This is a genomic window from Clostridium guangxiense, assembly GCF_021043395.1.
Taxonomy (GTDB): domain Bacteria; phylum Bacillota; class Clostridia; order Clostridiales; family Clostridiaceae; genus Clostridium_S; species Clostridium_S guangxiense.
In genome coordinates, this window is record NZ_JAJNKE010000010.1 from 64572 (window position 1) to 81154 (window position 16583).

Genomic DNA, 16583 nt, shown 5'->3' on the forward strand with positions numbered 1-16583 from the left:
ATATGGGTATTAATATTAAAATTAGAAAAGATAATTTGTATAAAGAACATGTATATATTATTGGGGTGTATATTTCAGGTAATAAATTAGAAAATGATTTATCACCATATTCACTTGAATTTATCTTGAAAAATAATGTTAATGTTTATAAATTTAAAAAGAAAACTTTATTTAATAAAGTTGTTGATGCAGATGTACTAAAGTATTCGTATAAAGGAAGATGCTGTTTAAAGAATATTAATACTTATTATGAAAATATTAAATTGAATTTAAAAAAGCATACGATTGAGGATTTTGCAATTGAAATAAAGTGTAGGGATAGGAAAGAAAAATCCATATTTCAAATTCAAACTAAATGTATTGTAAATGAAGAAAGTTGGGTACAAAAAAGAAAAGAAAATGGTGACTTTTTTATATGTTCAGATAAACAATTACTATGCAGAGTAGTGCCTACATATACGATTGTAAAGAAAAGGTTAGATGGAATTTTTCAAAGGAAAATTCCAAGTATAAAAGTATATATTTCATCATCTTATGACATTATGTATGACATTTTAAATAAGCTTCCGGCACCAGGGGCAGATGCTTTTGCAAATGATAATTGTATATTTATTATTTCGGAGTTTGGAAAAATAAAAAAATCAAAGATTTGTCATGAACTCTGTCATATCTTTATTAATAATCAGATAAAAGGAAAATCACTTATAGATATTAAATTAGTAGAAGGTGTATGTGAGTGTATTTCGGAACAGTTTATTTTAGAAGAAGGAACTATTAGTTTGAGGAAAAAATGTGCAATTGCTTTTGATGTATTAAATATTAATACATGTAATATTCTATTAAAGGAATTGGACAATATTAAGAAAAATAGCGATACGTATAGTTTAGTTACATATAATATTGTTCCATATATTGTAAAGATGATTATAAATCAGATAGGCTTAGATGGATTATTAAATAGAATAAGAAAAAATAAAACTTTGAAGGAAGTTATTACTAACACATTTAATGGGTTTGAAAAATTTTGGACTATATTGCAAGAATCTTTAATGGAGGAGATTAATGTTAGAGAGTATAATGAATTATATGCTCAGATTATAATGAAGCAGTATGAAAATATTATGGAAGATATATCTCAAGATGCTTATAGTAAATTGAAAATAAAGTTTAAAAATATATATGAGCTTCTTAACAAAGAAGAATATATACTAGTCAAGAAAGAACTGACAGAGTTCTAAGATTGCTTATAGAAAGAGGTGAAATAAATGATTTTAAAAGTAAATCATCTTAGTGTAAAATATAAGGATTTAAAAGCAGTTAATGATATTTCATTCAATATAAATGAAGGAGAAATATTTACAATTATAGGTCCTAATGGGGCAGGAAAAACTTCTACAATTGAAAGTTTAGTTGGATTAAATAAAAAGTATAATGGAAGTATTTCTATTCTTGGAACTGAAGCTAAAGATATAAACAAAAGCTTGTATAATGAAATTGGAGTTCAATTACAAGAGGCATCATTTCCGGACAGATTAAAAGTGAGTGAAGTGTGTAAAATGTTTTCTAAACTATATTATAATCCTATTGATTATAGTATCTTACTGAAGGAATTTGATCTGGAGTCAAAAAAAAATTCATACATTAGGGAATTATCAGGAGGACAAAAACAACGCTTATCAATAATTATAGCTTTGATTCCAAATCCAAAGATTATATTCTTGGATGAGCTTACTACAGGGCTAGATCCAAAGTCAAGGAGGATGATATGGGGTATTATTCGTAAGCAAAAGAAACAAAATAAAACTATTGTATTATCAACTCATTTTATGGATGAAGCGGAGTATTTAAGTGATAGAATTGCGATTTTAGTTGAAGGAAAGTTACAGGTAGTAGGGACATTGAATGAGATTTTTGAAAAGTATGAAATGGAGCAAAAGATAACATTTCATACTAATGAAAATAAAGAATTAAATTTTGTTCATGCAAGCAATGTAAAAAGAGAAGGAACATTAGTTTCTGTTTGGGTGAAAAAAGGTGAAACAGCATTAGAAGATATTTTCACTGATTTAAAAGATAGTAAAATTAAGTATGAAAATCTTGAATGTAAATCACCAAATTTAGAAGATGTGTTTCTAAAATTAGTTGGATATAGAATGGAGGATGTATAAATGAAAGGATCTATTCAGTTAATAATTACAGAGTTTAAACTATTTTTTAGGAATTATGTAAATCTTTTTTTTACCATTGTATTTCCAGGTCTAATGCTTGTTCTTTTTGGAGAAATTTATGGTAATGCTCCATCTAAATTATTTAATGGATATGGTACAATAGATATTTCAACACCAGCATATTGTGCTATGATTATTGCTGTGACAGGAATTATGAGTATTCCGTTATCTATAGTAAATTATAGAGAAACAAAAGTATTGAAAAGGTATATGGTAACACCAGTTAGAGTAAGTAATATTTTAATTGCAGAATTTGTTGTGAATTTGGTTATGACTATAATTGGTATATTAATTTTGTTGATTATAGGAAAGGTTATATATAATATTCATATTCGAGGAAGTATACTTGCTTTTGCTATAATATTATTATTTTGTATATTGGTTATATTCTCAATTGGCTTATTAATTGGAAGTTTGGCATCAAGTACTAAAAATGCAAATGCTATTTCTAATACCGTTTATTTTCCGATGTTATTTTTGTCAGGTGCAACAATTCCAGCTGAACTTTTTCCTAGCAAGATTGATGCGGTATCAAAAATTTTACCTTTAACATATGTAGTTAAAGTGCTAAAGGGAATTTGGATTGGAACAGCAATTGATAATTATATAAAAGATTTGTTGATCTTAGCTGTTATATTTGTGATTTGTATTACTATATCGATAAAGAAATTTAAATGGCAATAATATATAATACAAATTTATTAATATAGTATGTATTTGGGTATAATCTTTTTAGCAATATTAGGAGCAGAGAGTAGTGTTGATTCAATAGTAAGGCTTTTTTTTAATACTTGGATCTAATAGTATCAATTTTTATATATTATCTTAAATGGAGTAGTTCGGATTTTACAACATCCTTTCTTGTGGCTCATAAGCGCTGGAATCCATCCATATAGAGATAACGGAAAGAAAGGTGTCAATATAAATATTGTATATGTATTCCATGTAAATTTAAGTTTGATTCTATAGTATAACATATTTTTTTTATGGAAAGTTAAAATATTTAATTATAATTAGTATTTTTTTTATTTTCAGGATTTCAAGAGATTGTAATCTTGATGTGTGATTTAAGAAAAAATCAAAAGGTATTCTATAGATTCTTTAATTTCTCATACATATAAAAGGAAGCTTTCAACTTCCCATTCAGTAAGCTCCCAACTCCCGATCGACTTATCCCCAAAGTTTCCGCCACCTTATCATAGGTGAACTTATTTTTTACCATCCACTCTTTAATTTTACCTTCAGGATTATTAAAATAAAATTGGTAATATTCATGAAAATATTTAGGCTTAACCTTAAAAAAGTTGCAAAGTTTTTTTATATTCAAAGGCTGAGGCATAACGTTATGTATTTCCCATCCTTCAATAGTATCAACATGAAAATGCAAAGTTTTAGCTAAAGCTTCTCTATCCATATCATGACTTAATCTAAGTTTTATAATTTTCTCGCCTATAGTATTTTCAGGAAGTTCCTTGTAAAGCTCTTTGTGTAGGCAAAATTTCTCCTTGTAAAATACCTTTTCAAAAGCGCAATTTGGTTCAATGAGCTGGTGCAAACTATGCAAGTTCTCCAGGAAGGGTCTTAATTCACTGCCTTGATCCTGTTTTTGTTTGTGAAAAAGTGGCATATACAAATGTTAGTGAAATGGTAAGCATCCAGGACGTTGTGAAAAATACTGTAACGGGATTTAAGGGCATAGGAGGACTTCAAACTAGGGGGAAGTGCAGAGAGGGATATCCTAAATCGTCTTATATATGATATAATTATATTATGAATAATGTAAGATATTAGTATCACCTCAGTAATTTTTCTAAAACCAAAAGAAAGTCATTAGGCAATCTTGACACAAGCAGAAGGTGATACTCATGAGTGATAAAATTTGTATTTGTAGCTATGATTTGTGCTACAGCTTTGGAAGTGACATCTATAGGTTTCATTGCTATTTATAAAACATAAATTAAATATAAAAAATAAGACAAGCATTAAAGATTTTGTAGCAATTCATTCTAATAAATATAAGAACAATCAAAAAAGTAGTTTTTAAAAGAGCAAAAAAATCCACTTCTTAGTTAATGGATTTATATGCTCTTTTTTTAGTTTGAAATATGGTAATCGTGGATATATGATACCAAAATGTTTGCTGGGAATATTAGTAAAGTATTAAGCTTATGATGCTGAGTTTAGCTGGTGCTACTTGACAATCTTCAAATTATGTAAGTTATATAATTACATTTACTACTTTAATCATGACAACACGGATGCTGTTATTGCACCAGATTAGAGGAAAAGAATGCCTGTAACATTTTCTATTGCAGGTGTATTGCTTTAAAAATTTATTGTAAACTAAATTATAAAATGAAGTTGACAATAGTGAAAGAAAAGTATATATTAAATTAAAAAAGGGGAGGAAAAATAATGCAAAGCAAACAAACAAGTGTAATTCAAAGCAAAATAACAACAAAGCAAATGATTTTATGTTCAATATTTACAGCACTTATTATAGCGGGGACGTTTATTAGGATTCCAATACCTGTATTGCCATTTACTCTTCAGTTTTTATTTACTATGTTAGCAGGACTTTTGCTTGGACCTAGACTAGGTACTTTAAGTGTATTTATTTATATTTTAATTGGATTTATAGGAGTACCTGTATTTACTGATGGAGGTGGACTAGGTTACATATTTAAGCCAACTTTTGGCTATATAATTGGATTTCTTGTTGCAACCTATGTTACAGGAAAAATTGCAAATAAAGTACATAACCCAACATATAAAACAATTTTAGCAGCTAATTTTGTAGGATTAGTTATAGTTTATAGTTTAGGTATGATTTATTATTATGTAATTTGCAATTTCGTAATTAACACTCCACTAGGTTTATGGCCACTATTTTTATATTGTTTTGTTTTAGCAGTTCCAGGAGATATTTCACTTTGTATAATAAGTGCGTTTCTTTATAAACGTCTTAATCCAGTAATTAAACATTTGGAATAAAATTTTTAAAATCAAAAGGAAAGTTATGAAAACACTTAAAGAATTAGGATATGAGGTGAAGATTTGAAATGAATAAGAATATCTTTATTACAGCAACAGGAACAGATGTGGGAAAAACTTTTGTGACGGCGCTTATAGTAAAAAAATTAAGAGATGAAGGTTACAATGCAGGGTATTATAAAGCAGCATTAAGTGGAGCAGAAGTGACAGAAAATGGACTTATACCAGGTGATGCCTATTATGTAAATAAAACTGCTAATATTAATGAGACTATGGATAACCTTGTGTCCTATGTTTATAAAGAAGCAGTGTCACCACATTTAGCGTCTCAAATAGAAGGACATCCTGTTGAAATGGAAAAGGTTATAGAAGCTTTTAATAATGCTGCAGTAAAATATGATTATGTAACTATGGAAGGAAGTGGCGGAATAGTATGTCCTATCAGATATGATGATAAAAAAATCATGCTTGAAGATATAATAAAGAAATTAGATCTTTCAACCTTAGTTATTGCAGATGCAGGTCTTGGAACAATTAACAATGTAGTTCTTACTGTTGAGTATTTAAAGAGAAGAAATATAAAGGTAAAGGGAATAATTTTAAATCATTACAGTGATGGTGATTTTTTGCATGAAGATAATAAAAAGATGATAGAAGAAATTACTGAAGTTCCAATAATAGCCTTAGTAAAAAAAGGTGATAAGAAATTAAATATTGATATAAATGAATTACTTAAAGTATATGAGTAAAAAAGAAAGGGTACTAAATATGAACTTAGTTGAAGAAGATTTAAAATATATATGGCATCCATGCTCACAGATGAAGGATTATGAAAAATTGAGGCCTATTATAATTGATCATGGCAAGGGTGTTTATTTATACGATAAAGATGGCAAAGAATATATAGATATAGTAAGTTCTTGGTGGTGTAATTTACTTGGACACTGTAACTCAGCAATAAACCAGTGCATTAAGGAGCAGCTTGATAAATTGGAACATGTTATTTTTGCTAATTTTTCACATGAACCAGCAATAAAACTTTGTGAGGAGTTAATTAAGGTTATTCCAAAAGGTCTTAAAAAATTTAATTTTGCAGACAATGGTTCTGCATCTGTTGAATGTGCTTTAAAAATGAGTTTCCAGTATCAATATCAAACAGGAAACAAGAAAAAGCAGAAATTTGCATGTCTTACAGAAGGTTATCATGGGGAAACTATTGGTGCATTGTCTGTTGGAAGTATTGATTTATATGCAAAAATATATAAGCCTATGCTTATGGATACAATTCATGTAGAGGCTCCAGATTGTTATAGATGTCCATATGAAAAAACTAGAGATTGCTGCAATGTAGAATGCTTTGAGCATGCACAAAAGACTTTTGAAGAGCATGGTGATGAGCTTTGTGCAATAATTGTTGAGCCACTACTTCAAGGAAGTGCAGGTATGAAAATATATCCTCCACTATATTTGAAAAAATTAAGAAAACTATGTGATGAATACAATGTTATTCTCATTGCAGATGAAATTGCTACTGGCTTTGGAAGAACAGGCAAAATGTTTGCTTTTGAACATGCAGGTGTAAGTCCTGATATAATGTGTGTGTCAAAAGGCTTAACAGGCGGATATATGCCTATGTCAATAACTATTACAACAGATGAAATTTATAGTGCATTTTATGATGATTATAATAATGGAAAAGCATTTATGCATAGCCATACCTATAGTGGAAATCCACTTGGATGTTCAGCGGCTTTAGCAGTTCAAAAAGTTTTAAGAGAACAAAATATTTTAGAAAAAGCAAAGGTAAGGGCAAAGTATTTAAATGATAAATTAAAGAATGCTCTATTAGAAAATCCACATATAGGTGAAATAAGAAATATTGGGCTTATTAATGCAATGGAGCTTGTAACGGATAAAAAGACAAAACAAGGCTATGATCAAAAGCTCAGAATGGGTTATGAAGTTTATAAAATCGCTTTAAAAAAGGGGCTTATATTAAGGCCAATTTGTAATGTTTTATATTTTAATCCTCCATTAACTATTAACGAGGAGGAAATAAATAAGGCAGTTGCATTATGCAAACAATCTATAGAAGAAATAATATTGTAACAGGATTTAAGGGCATAGGAGGACTTCAAACTAGAGGCAAGTGTAGGGAAGGATATCCCAAATCCTTATATACATTATGAATAGTGTCATTATACTTCACGAAGAATTTTGATTTTTGTAAATACTATTGCAGTGATTAAATATATTATTCCAATGGAAAATACTAAATATTTCATTGGAATTAAATCAGCTGTGCCTCCTCCTATGATCATTCCAATAGGCATTGCTATCATAGAAATTGTACTCACTAATGAGCTAACTCTTCCTAAAAATTCATTTGAAATTGATTTTTGCACAACAACATTGAGTGGAATGTTAATTGTTGTAAATATTATTCCTCCGAAGAATCCTAGAAAAATAAATGTACCTATTAGTATTGATTTTGTAATAAAGCCTGTTGTATAAAAATAAAAGAATGCTGATGCACAAAGAAAAAGCATACTTCCGGCAAAGAAAATTATTTTAAATGTACTATAGAACTTTTTTTGCTGAGGAAGAATTCCAAATAATAATGCTCCTCCCATTGAACCTAAAGTCATAGCAACTTGAAACATAGCATAGCTGCTTACGCTGGCTTTTAAAATTACATTAAAAATATATGGAATGTAGACTGTAAACATTGGAATAGTTATTAAATTATTTAATGCAAAAAAACAAATTAGTAAAAATATTGACTTGATATTTTTAAGATATAAAAATCCCTCTTTCATTTCAATAAAAATGTGTTTTCTAAAATTCTTATCTATAATGTTATTTTTAGGGAAGCTTTCTTTAACAGTTTTAATAAGTATCATAAGTACAGCGCAGATAAAAAAAGATAAAGCATTTACTAAAGAAATTCCTTTTATTCCAATAATGGCATAAAGCATTCCAGCTGCTGAAACTCCAATTAAATTTGAAATGCTGCTTGAAAGACTTGTAGTGGAATTTGCTTTGGATAGTTGATCTTTTCTAACTATTTTAGGAATAATAGCATTAGAAGCAGGTACAAAAAATGCACCGAATATACTGAGAAGAGATGCGGATAAATAGAAAATTAATATTGATGAAATATTCATAAAAAGTAATGCTGAAACTATAGTAAGCAATATTGCCCTAAGCAAATCCGTCCAAATTATCATGTGCTGACGGTTAAATCTATCTGCAATCACTCCACCAAAAGGTCCTGCTATCATATAAACGATTGTGCCAGTTGCCATATATATAGACATTTGAATACCAGATTGAGTAATACTTAAAATATACCAGCCTACAGCTACATTAAATATAGCATCGCCCATGTCAGAAACCATTCTTCCTATAAATAAAAGTAAAAAATTTTTGTTATAAAAAATATTTTTGGGTTTTTGTGCAAATTCATTGGTATTATCCTCACACATTAATTGATATCTCCTTTCTAAAGGTAACTAAAATTAAGGCTATAACATTTGAATATTATATGACATTTAACGTTATATTTATATAAAATATTATACGTTAGAATTTTATCTAATATCATTATATTTTAATATTTTTTAATAGTCAATATATATTTCTTAGTAAGGAGATATTAATAGAAAATTAAAAGACCTCAATTTTTACAAATGGAGGTCTCAAAATCCTTTTAACTTGAGCATCTGCTCAGTTTAGATGTTATGCAATGAATCAATAAATTTACTCTTTAAGTATAATTCTTTCAGCTTGCCTAAATAACAGCTTAACCTTTTCTTTATCAAGCTTATATAATACTTTGTTATTTTCACGTTCTAACGTAATTAACCCGGCATCCATAATAAAAGTCATATGATAATTTACTGTGGCAGGTGTAAGCTTTAATATATTTGCAATTTCATAGCCATAGCAAATTTTTTCTGCTAGCAATTTGATAATATCAACTCTTCTTTTATCTGCTAAAACTTTTAAAAATTTTTCAACTTCATCTTTTATTAATAGGTTATTATTATACTTGTCATTTCTTGCTCCTAGTATTATGATTCCTCGATTTTTTATATAATCATGGAGATTTAAAACCCAAAATTGTATCTGATATAGTATGCTTACATGAATATCAATTTTAAAATTCCATATGCCTTTAGTTTTTTTAGAAAAATCTAATATATAATTTTTATAAAAAATTTCTGGATTGGCATTAAATATGGATGTATATTTTTCTTTTTCTATTGCTAGCATATCTAAAATTTCTTTTTCAAAAGGAGCATAAGCTTTTTCGTAAAATTGTTTGAACATAAAACATAATCTTAGTTTTGTTTCTTCAGGATTTCTAAAACATTCTAAAAGTTGTTGCTTTTTTTCATTTGTACAAATAACTGTTTTTTCAATATAGTTATACATTTTGTCAAGACTATCGATAACTTTTGACCATTCTTCATTAAGACCTTGAGCATATTCATAAATAAAAATACCGCCTAAGTATTTGAAAACGACTGTTAAGTCTGCCTGTTCCATTTTTTTAAGTAGTTCATCTACTGTTTGTATTTCTTGATTATCCGCTATGAAGGCAACTGGATATGTACAAATTGGTGCAATATTATAGAAATATTCCAGCTCTTGTTTTACATATCTAGACATATTAGCTTTAATTTTATTTATTAACTGCTCATCTTTAGGTTCAATCTTATAATTCATTTCTTTAGCGTAACTAAGCAATTTGTGTTCTTCACCAATCCACCTAATTGCACAAGCAAATTCTAAACACGGATTTATAATAAATCGAGTATTTTGTCTCATTCTTTTATTTGTGTTATCCATATGATACACCTCAATATATATTTTGAATTTTATATTAGAAATTCATCTAACCTTATTCTATTTTAACAAAGTTTAATAGTCAATGCTTATTTTTGTATTTGATATTTGACATATAGTTGTAGTTGAGCTAGGTTCACTATATAATTTATATTGGTGAAAAAAGATGGCTTTACAAAAGAAGGGTGGAGAAAAATTAAAGTGAATAGAAAAATGATTTTTTTTGATATTGATGGAACCATAATTGATGAAGATACTCATGTGATTCCTAAGACAACAATAACGGCTATAAGAAAAGCACGTGAAAATGGGCATTTAGTTTTTATAAATACAGGTAGAACATTATTTAATGTTACAAAAGAAGTTCGTGAAATTGGATTCGACGGATATATTTGTGGATGTGGAACATGCATCTATCTTAATGGACAGCAACTTTTGAAAAAATCTATTTCTCATGAAAAGTGTGTTGAAATTGTAAAAAAGCTTCGTCAATGTAATATTCAGGCACTTTTAGAGGGCTCAGACGGCGCTTTTTTTGATGAAACTAAGGAAATATTTGTAGAATTAGCTAGATTAAAAAGTAGATTCCAAAAACGAGGAGCTAACATAGTAAAATCTTGGGATGAGCCTGATATTGTTTTCGATAAATTTGTTATTTGGAAGAATGAAAACAGTGATTTTGAAGACTTTTATTCATTTATTACAAAAGACTTTGATTATATTGATAGAGGAGGAAATTTTGGAGAAATAGTTATTAAAGGATATTCAAAAGCAACTGGAATTAAATTTTTACAAGATTATTTCAATATTCCTCTAGAAGATTGTTATGCAATTGGGGATAGTACTAACGATTTGCCAATGCTTGAGTATGTGCCAAATAGCATTGCTATGGGAAATAGTACTTCTATATTATTTGATTTAGTGTCTTTTGTTACAAAAGATATAATGAATGATGGTATTGAACACGCTTTAGCATATTACAATATTATTTGATTTAATTAATGCGTAATCTTTTCTTTGAATTATTAATGGCGATAATGGAAAAACTACAGTGAAACTATTGGTAATGGAGAGTGCATTTATATGATAAAGGAATTTAAAGAGTTTGCAGTAAAAGGAAATATAATAGATTTAGCTGTTGGAGTCATTATTGGAAATGCTTTTAGCAAAATAGTTACTTCACTTGTAAATGATATAGTAATGCCATTAATGGGTGTTTTAACTGGCGGAATAAATTTTACATATCTAAAAGCTGTTATAAAAGAGAAACATGGAAATGTACCAGCTATTACAATTAACTATGGAAGTTTTATTCAAAATATAATTAACTTTTTAATAATATCTTTTTCTATATTTTTGTTTGTTAAATTAATAAATAGATTTAAGGTGCAAAATGAAGATAAAAGTTCAGAAAAAGAAGTGAAAATTCAATCGGAAGAAGTATTAGTTATGAAAGAAATCAGGGACATACTAAAAAATAGAGATTAAAAATTAGTACAAGTATTTGACATGAAATAAATATTGTGATATAAAATATGTATATTGTAAATAAATTTGATGAAGGAAAAAAGTAAGTTATATATCTGTTCTAAATGCCTTAATTATTAAATCAAGGAAATATAAGAGAGTTAACATTTGGTGAAAGTTAATGTTCAGATTCTAGCTGAAAATCATCCCGGAGAAGTAAAGCTGAAGTTTTTAGTAAGCTTTAACGGAACTCTACCGTTAAAAGGAGAACGTATCATGATGTACGTATTGAGCTGTCATGAATCATAGATGTTTAGTGATTCATGGAATCAGGGTGGTAACGCGATTATAACTCGTCCCTTTATTTGGGGGCGGGTTTTTTGTATTTATATATAATTTTACTGCTCTGGGAGCAAATTTACTATTAAATATATTTGCAATATTTTTAATATTCAAAATTTTTATTAATTGGAGGAAAAAAGATGAAGGAATTATCTAAAAAGAATTTGTTTTTCGTTGGGCTTATGTTGTTCTGTATGTTTTTTGGTGCTGGAAATTTAATATTTCCACCATTTTTAGGGCAGCAGTCTGGAAAGTATGTTGTAATAGCATTTAGTGGATTTATTATTTCTGCAGTTGGACTTCCAGTTTTAGCAGTTGTAATTGTAGCTAAGTCAAAAGGGCTAAATGCTCTTGCAAGCCATGTGCATCCTGTTTTTGCTATTGTTTTTACAATTTTAATTTATCTTTCAATAGGACCTTTTTTGGGTATACCAAGAACAGGAAGCTTAGCATATCAAATGGCATTGGCACCTTTTTTATCTAAGAGGGCTGGTGTAAGCCCATTACCGCTTTTCCTATACACATTAGTTTATTTTGGAATTGCATTTTGGCTTAGTCTTAATCCAACTAAACTTGTAGATCGTCTTGGAAAGGTGCTAACACCTATATTGCTTATTTTGATTGCAGGTGTATTTGTTTGCAGTTTAATTAAACCAATAGGTAGTTTTGCTGCACCTAAAGGAGACTATGCATTATTTCCGTTTTTTAAAGGTTTTTCAGAAGGATATATGACAATGGATGCCATTGCAGCTTTAAATTTTGGAATAGTTATCGCTTCTACATTAAAATTAATGGGCATTAAGAATGAAAAATCGCTCATATCATATTCTAGTAAAGCTGGACTAATTGCAGGAGCTTTCCTTATTATTATCTATGCAATGCTTGCTTATGTTGGAGCATCAAGTAGGGGGATATCATTAAATGCTCAAAATGGAGGAGAAATTTTAACTGCTGTTTCAAATTTTCTATTTGGTGATTATGGTGCAGTGATACTTGGAATTATATTTTCATTGGCATGTTTAACCACTGCTGTTGGTCTTGTAACATCATGTAGTGAATATTTTGCTACATTGACTACTAAAATTAAATATAAAACTTGGGTTTTTATATTATCAGCTTCGAGCCTTATTTTTTCGAATGTAGGTCTTACAAAAATTTTGTCAATATCAGTTCCAATATTAAATGCAATATATCCTATGGCAATTATACTTATGATCATGTTTTTGCTCAACAATTTATTTAACGGGTCCAAATATGTCTATGCTTTAGGCATGTTGTTTACATCAGTATTTAGTATTATAGATTCGCTTAATGGAGCAGTACTAAAAATAGCTTCTATCACAAATACATTTAATTACATACCTCTTTACTCAAAAGGTATGGGATGGATAGTTCCAGCAGCATTTGGGATGATTGTTGGGTACATTGTTTCTCTTTCAAGGCAGAAAATGACGGTACAAAATGAAGCATAAGATTTAATTATATTATCATAAGGGGTTTTTGATTAAAATTTATATTATAAAGTAACAATTTAAAATAATTCATAATATTCTTAAATAAAAATATTATGAATTATTTTAAATGTTTTTTGGAATAATATAAAGGATAAGTATTATAGTGATTTTTCCATACATATACTATTAGAGTCACCTATGTAGGGAGGATAGTTGTCTGTAATTTTATAATTCAATTTTTTATATAAGCTTACTGCTTCTAACTGTTTTGAACCTGTTTGAAGTATTAAGTATTTGTAGTTTCTTTTTTTTGAAATTTCTTCTAACCTATGTATCAATAGTTTTGCTAGTCCGTTGCCTCTATATTCTTTTTTTACGAATATGCGTTTTAGTTCCACTGAAGCACTGCTATATTCCTTAATAGCACCGCAAGCAACTGGAATAGAGTCTTTATAGATGATTACTACATCGTTTATAAAGTTTACCTTGTTATATGTATCATACTTTTTTTGCATTTCTCCATATCTTAAAGACAGGTCGTTGTCTAGCAAATTTGTAAGATATGAAAAATCAGCATTGTCGCTATTGGTTTCGAGTATTATATATTCCATTATGAGCACCTCCAAATTAAATATAAATTATGAATAATTATACCACCTTGAATATAATGAGGTAAAGTTGAAAAAATTCATTTATGTTTAAAAGAATTAATCATTAATTGCATATAATTTAAGTGATTTTTATGTATATAGGACGAAATTGAAGAAAAGTTATTTAAAGCTAATATATACATATAAAAGTAAGAATTTATTAGTTGTAATTGAATTAATTCATACATGCTTACAAATGTTCACAAAAAATTAATGTTGACAACCTCTATAATCACTGATAAAATAATAAGTTTAGTTGACAAAATTTATATATTGAGTTATAATTATTAACATGGAAAGAGGGTGTTTTAATTATGTTAAAAGGAAATGGTTTGGCATCCATAAAAGCTGATATAGAGAACCATATTGGCGAAAAGGTGATGCTTAAAGCAAATGGCGGCAGAAAAAAAGTTGTCGTTAATAGTGGAGTAATTGAAAAAACATACCCTAGCATTTTTGTTGTAAGATTAGAAAATGATGACCAGAGGACAGTGACATATAGTTATTCAGATGTATTAACTAAGACTGTGCAAATAGTTTTTGGAGCATAATTGAAGCGATACTATAAATTAGTATCGCTTTTTTTGTAATATAAACAAGAATTTAATAAATATCAGCAAAAAAAGAAAGATGGCTAACGTCCATCTTTCAACTATGGTATAAAAGGGTATTGAGAATTTATGAGAGGTTATATGGTCAATAACCAATTATAATATTATATTAAATTAGGATAATTGTCAAGTCAATTAATCTGATTTATATACAAAAATAGCAAATTTTTAAAAAAAATAAAAATAAAAATGGAAAAAAATGTATTATAATATGTTGAATTCAAGTACCTATAATAATTACAAAAAATTATCATAATTTTAGATTGCAATCTATATACATATATTAGGTATTTTGGAGGAGGGATAGTTATGGGCATTGAACTTTTGAAGGAAAATATAGATTATAATCAAGTTATTGGACAAAATACATCAGATACTGTGGTTAAAGAAGAATATATAATTCCTGATACTCAGCCTGATGTAAGAAAAATACTTATGGTTGATGCTAAGCCTAGTGTTACAAATACAGATATTATGCAGGATAAAGTATATGTTGAAGGTAATATAAAATTCAATGTGCTTTATTTAGGAGTCGGAGATGAGAGTAGTCAAGTATGTGGAGTTGAATATACATCTAAATTTTCAAATTATGTTGATATACTAGGCTCTGAACATGATATGACATGCTTTTCTAATACTTACGTAGAACACATGAATTGTAATATTGTAAATGAAAGAAAAATAAGTGTAGAAGGTATTGTTGAGGTATCAGCGGAAATTGAGAAGCCTTGCAAAATACAAATGGTAAATGATGTTTTAGGTACAGGAGAAATTCAATTTTTAAGAAAACAGAGTAAACTAGATAAATTAATAAACAAATCGTCTATGGATTTGGTGGGTAAATCCGCTATTACAATACCGATGGATAAGGCACAAATAGATGAAGTGCTTAAGTATGATACGAATATTCATAAAAGACAGATAAAAATACTTGAGGGTAAAGTTCAAGTTGAAGCATTTGTAAATATAGGAGTTTTATATAGGGATAAGGACTCAAGAGAAATTAATTTTGTAAGTGACGATATAATAGTTACAGGAGAAGAAAATATTGAAGAAGCGGATCCTTCTATGGATTATAATGTTGATTTTGAAGTTGCAGCTTCGGAATTTAATTTAAAGGAGGACGATTTAGGAGAAAAAAGAACAATAAATTCAGACATACTTGTTAAATGTGATGTTGAACTTATTAAAAAAGAAGATGCTAGCATAATAGATGATGCATATTCACCTCAAAGTAATTTAAAGCTGGAAAGACAAAATTATGATGTCAATATGGTTTATGGGCGTGGCCTTTCTGAAACTATAGTAAAAGAGAATTTAGAGCTTGAAGAGGATTCTCCAATGCCATCAGAAATTGTAATGTGCAATGGCAGCGTTAATATTACAGATCAAAAACTGGTTGAAGACAAAGTTGCACTAGAAGGGGTTGTAAATTCATCTATTGTTTATAGGACGTCCGATCCAGATAAATATGTTTATGCACTTAATGAGGAAATACCTTTTAGCTGTAGTGTTGATATACCTGGTTCTAAAATAGATATGATGTGCAATTCAAAAGCGTATATTGAAAATATTGAAGCTGCTGTTGAGGCAAATACAATACTAGTTAAAGCAGTTATTTCATTAGAATCTAGAGTTTTTTACACAGAACATAAAGATTTTATAGTAAATGTAATTCCAGTAGAAGGAGTAACTCCAGAAAAAAAGGCAAGTATTACTATATATGTAGTTCAAAAAGGGGATTCCCTTTGGAAGATAGCTAAAAGGTATTGCACAACTGTTGAAAATATTATAAAAGCTAACAGCATGGAAAATACAGATGAGGTTTTAGAAGGTGAAAAATTGTTAATACCAGGAAGGGCAGTCATGTAAAAATATTGCAAAGTAAAAATGCTTCGCCACATAAACATACATGAGGCATGGGGTTTGGACGTAAGCCCATGCCTCATGTATGTTTACTTTCAATAACTCGCTACCCTCAAA

15 protein-coding genes, 1 pseudogene and 1 other annotated feature are annotated in these 16583 nt (G+C 28.6%); of the genes and pseudogenes, 12 read left to right on the forward strand and 4 right to left on the reverse strand.

All coding sequences use genetic code 11. The annotated features are described in order from the left end of the window. Nucleotides 1–2: 2 nt before the first annotated feature. The 3 genes from LQK79_RS08375 to LQK79_RS08385 are packed head-to-tail and all read left to right on the forward strand — an operon-like array spanning nucleotide 3 to nucleotide 2912. On the forward strand, nucleotides 3–1238 hold the full coding sequence (locus LQK79_RS08375; RefSeq protein WP_231016198.1) for a hypothetical protein: 1236 nt from the start codon (nucleotides 3–5) through the stop codon (nucleotides 1236–1238). Between the two features lie 27 nt (nucleotides 1239–1265). After that, a complete protein-coding gene (locus LQK79_RS08380; protein WP_053241870.1) occupies nucleotides 1266–2168 on the forward strand; it encodes an ABC transporter ATP-binding protein in 903 nt (300 codons plus the stop codon). After that, nucleotides 2169–2912, forward strand: coding sequence for an ABC transporter permease (locus LQK79_RS08385; RefSeq protein ID WP_231016199.1), 744 nt, complete (start codon nucleotides 2169–2171; stop codon nucleotides 2910–2912). It abuts the gene before it with no gap. Nucleotides 2913–3318: 406 nt separating this feature from the next. Here the strand turns inward: LQK79_RS08385 and LQK79_RS08390 are convergent, their stop codons facing one another. Next, nucleotides 3319–3792 (reverse strand): helix-turn-helix transcriptional regulator, encoded by a 474-nt coding sequence (locus tag LQK79_RS08390; RefSeq protein ID WP_231016200.1) that lies wholly within the window; start codon nucleotides 3790–3792, stop codon nucleotides 3319–3321. Between LQK79_RS08390 and LQK79_RS08395 the strand changes: the two are divergent. The 4 genes and pseudogenes from LQK79_RS08395 to bioA all read left to right on the forward strand — a co-directional run. Beyond that, a pseudogene (locus tag LQK79_RS08395) lies at nucleotides 3774–3986 on the forward strand (sporulation peptidase YabG); the annotation flags it as partial. The gene LQK79_RS08390 and the pseudogene LQK79_RS08395 sit on opposite strands and share 19 nt — an antisense overlap. 657 nt (nucleotides 3987–4643) lie before the next feature. Beyond that, the gene (locus tag LQK79_RS08400) at nucleotides 4644–5222 is read left to right on the forward strand and encodes a biotin transporter BioY (protein WP_053241868.1); all 579 of its coding nucleotides are present in this window, start codon (nucleotides 4644–4646) and stop codon (nucleotides 5220–5222) included. 68 nt (nucleotides 5223–5290) lie between these two features. Continuing rightward, nucleotides 5291–5971 (forward strand): dethiobiotin synthase, encoded by a 681-nt coding sequence (gene bioD / locus LQK79_RS08405; RefSeq protein WP_053241867.1) that lies wholly within the window; start codon nucleotides 5291–5293, stop codon nucleotides 5969–5971. Between the two features lie 19 nt (nucleotides 5972–5990). After that, nucleotides 5991–7331, forward strand: coding sequence for an adenosylmethionine--8-amino-7-oxononanoate transaminase (gene bioA / locus LQK79_RS08410; protein WP_053243299.1), 1341 nt, complete (start codon nucleotides 5991–5993; stop codon nucleotides 7329–7331). An 89-nt stretch (nucleotides 7332–7420) separates the two neighbouring features. On the opposite strand, the gene LQK79_RS08415 is transcribed toward bioA, so the two are convergent. Next, nucleotides 7421–8710: an MFS transporter gene (locus LQK79_RS08415; protein WP_231016201.1), complete on the reverse strand. Its 1290-nt coding sequence runs from the start codon at nucleotides 8708–8710 to the stop codon at nucleotides 7421–7423. A gap of 274 nt (nucleotides 8711–8984) precedes the next feature. Then, nucleotides 8985–10079: an ArsR/SmtB family transcription factor gene (locus LQK79_RS08420; RefSeq protein ID WP_231016202.1), complete on the reverse strand. Its 1095-nt coding sequence runs from the start codon at nucleotides 10077–10079 to the stop codon at nucleotides 8985–8987. Between the two features lie 198 nt (nucleotides 10080–10277). Between LQK79_RS08420 and LQK79_RS08425 the strand changes: the two genes are divergently transcribed. From LQK79_RS08425 to brnQ, 3 genes are all read left to right on the forward strand, one after another. After that, complete coding sequence (locus LQK79_RS08425; RefSeq protein ID WP_231016203.1) at nucleotides 10278–11069, forward strand: HAD family hydrolase; 792 nt, start codon at nucleotides 10278–10280, stop codon at nucleotides 11067–11069. A 90-nt stretch (nucleotides 11070–11159) separates the two neighbouring features. After that, nucleotides 11160–11564 carry a large-conductance mechanosensitive channel protein MscL gene (gene mscL, locus LQK79_RS08430; RefSeq protein WP_053241862.1) on the forward strand — a complete coding sequence of 135 codons (405 nt, stop codon included), beginning with the start codon at nucleotides 11160–11162 and terminating at the stop codon, nucleotides 11562–11564. 60 nt (nucleotides 11565–11624) lie between these two features. Then, nucleotides 11625–11907 (forward strand) — a binding site (T-box leader). Between the two features lie 118 nt (nucleotides 11908–12025). Further along, a complete protein-coding gene (gene brnQ, locus LQK79_RS08435) occupies nucleotides 12026–13357 on the forward strand; it encodes a branched-chain amino acid transport system II carrier protein (protein WP_053241861.1) in 1332 nt (443 codons plus the stop codon). A 140-nt stretch (nucleotides 13358–13497) separates the two neighbouring features. Here the strand turns inward: brnQ and LQK79_RS08440 are convergent, their stop codons facing one another. Further along, entirely contained in the window at nucleotides 13498–13950 is a 453-nt protein-coding gene (locus tag LQK79_RS08440; RefSeq protein ID WP_231016204.1) for a GNAT family N-acetyltransferase, read from the reverse strand. A gap of 353 nt (nucleotides 13951–14303) precedes the next feature. Here LQK79_RS08440 and LQK79_RS08445 point away from each other — a divergent pair, with 353 nt between their 5' ends. Further along, nucleotides 14304–14540 (forward strand): Veg family protein, encoded by a 237-nt coding sequence (locus LQK79_RS08445; RefSeq protein WP_053241860.1) that lies wholly within the window; start codon nucleotides 14304–14306, stop codon nucleotides 14538–14540. A gap of 369 nt (nucleotides 14541–14909) precedes the next feature. After that, nucleotides 14910–16472 (forward strand): DUF3794 and LysM peptidoglycan-binding domain-containing protein, encoded by a 1563-nt coding sequence (locus tag LQK79_RS08450; protein ID WP_053241859.1) that lies wholly within the window; start codon nucleotides 14910–14912, stop codon nucleotides 16470–16472. Nucleotides 16473–16583: the final 111 nt, after the last annotated feature.

What these genes read in the sequence shown, in the direction of transcription:
- LQK79_RS08375 (WP_231016198.1), top strand. Translation starts at nt 3, where the DNA reads ATGGGTATTAATATTAAAATTAGAAAAGATAATTTGTATAAAGAACAT.
- LQK79_RS08380 (WP_053241870.1), top strand. Translation starts at nt 1,266, where the DNA reads ATGATTTTAAAAGTAAATCATCTTAGTGTAAAATATAAGGATTTAAAA.
- LQK79_RS08385 (WP_231016199.1), top strand. Translation starts at nt 2,169, where the DNA reads ATGAAAGGATCTATTCAGTTAATAATTACAGAGTTTAAACTATTTTTT.
- LQK79_RS08400 (WP_053241868.1), top strand. Translation starts at nt 4,644, where the DNA reads ATGCAAAGCAAACAAACAAGTGTAATTCAAAGCAAAATAACAACAAAG.
- bioD (WP_053241867.1), top strand. Translation starts at nt 5,291, where the DNA reads ATGAATAAGAATATCTTTATTACAGCAACAGGAACAGATGTGGGAAAA.
- bioA (WP_053243299.1), top strand. Translation starts at nt 5,991, where the DNA reads ATGAACTTAGTTGAAGAAGATTTAAAATATATATGGCATCCATGCTCA.
- LQK79_RS08415 (WP_231016201.1), bottom strand. Translation starts at nt 8,710, where the DNA reads ATGTGTGAGGATAATACCAATGAATTTGCACAAAAACCCAAAAATATT.
- LQK79_RS08420 (WP_231016202.1), bottom strand. Translation starts at nt 10,079, where the DNA reads ATGGATAACACAAATAAAAGAATGAGACAAAATACTCGATTTATTATA.
- mscL (WP_053241862.1), top strand. Translation starts at nt 11,160, where the DNA reads ATGATAAAGGAATTTAAAGAGTTTGCAGTAAAAGGAAATATAATAGAT.
- brnQ (WP_053241861.1), top strand. Translation starts at nt 12,026, where the DNA reads ATGAAGGAATTATCTAAAAAGAATTTGTTTTTCGTTGGGCTTATGTTG.
- LQK79_RS08440 (WP_231016204.1), bottom strand. Translation starts at nt 13,950, where the DNA reads ATGGAATATATAATACTCGAAACCAATAGCGACAATGCTGATTTTTCA.
- LQK79_RS08445 (WP_053241860.1), top strand. Translation starts at nt 14,304, where the DNA reads ATGTTAAAAGGAAATGGTTTGGCATCCATAAAAGCTGATATAGAGAAC.
- LQK79_RS08450 (WP_053241859.1), top strand. Translation starts at nt 14,910, where the DNA reads ATGGGCATTGAACTTTTGAAGGAAAATATAGATTATAATCAAGTTATT.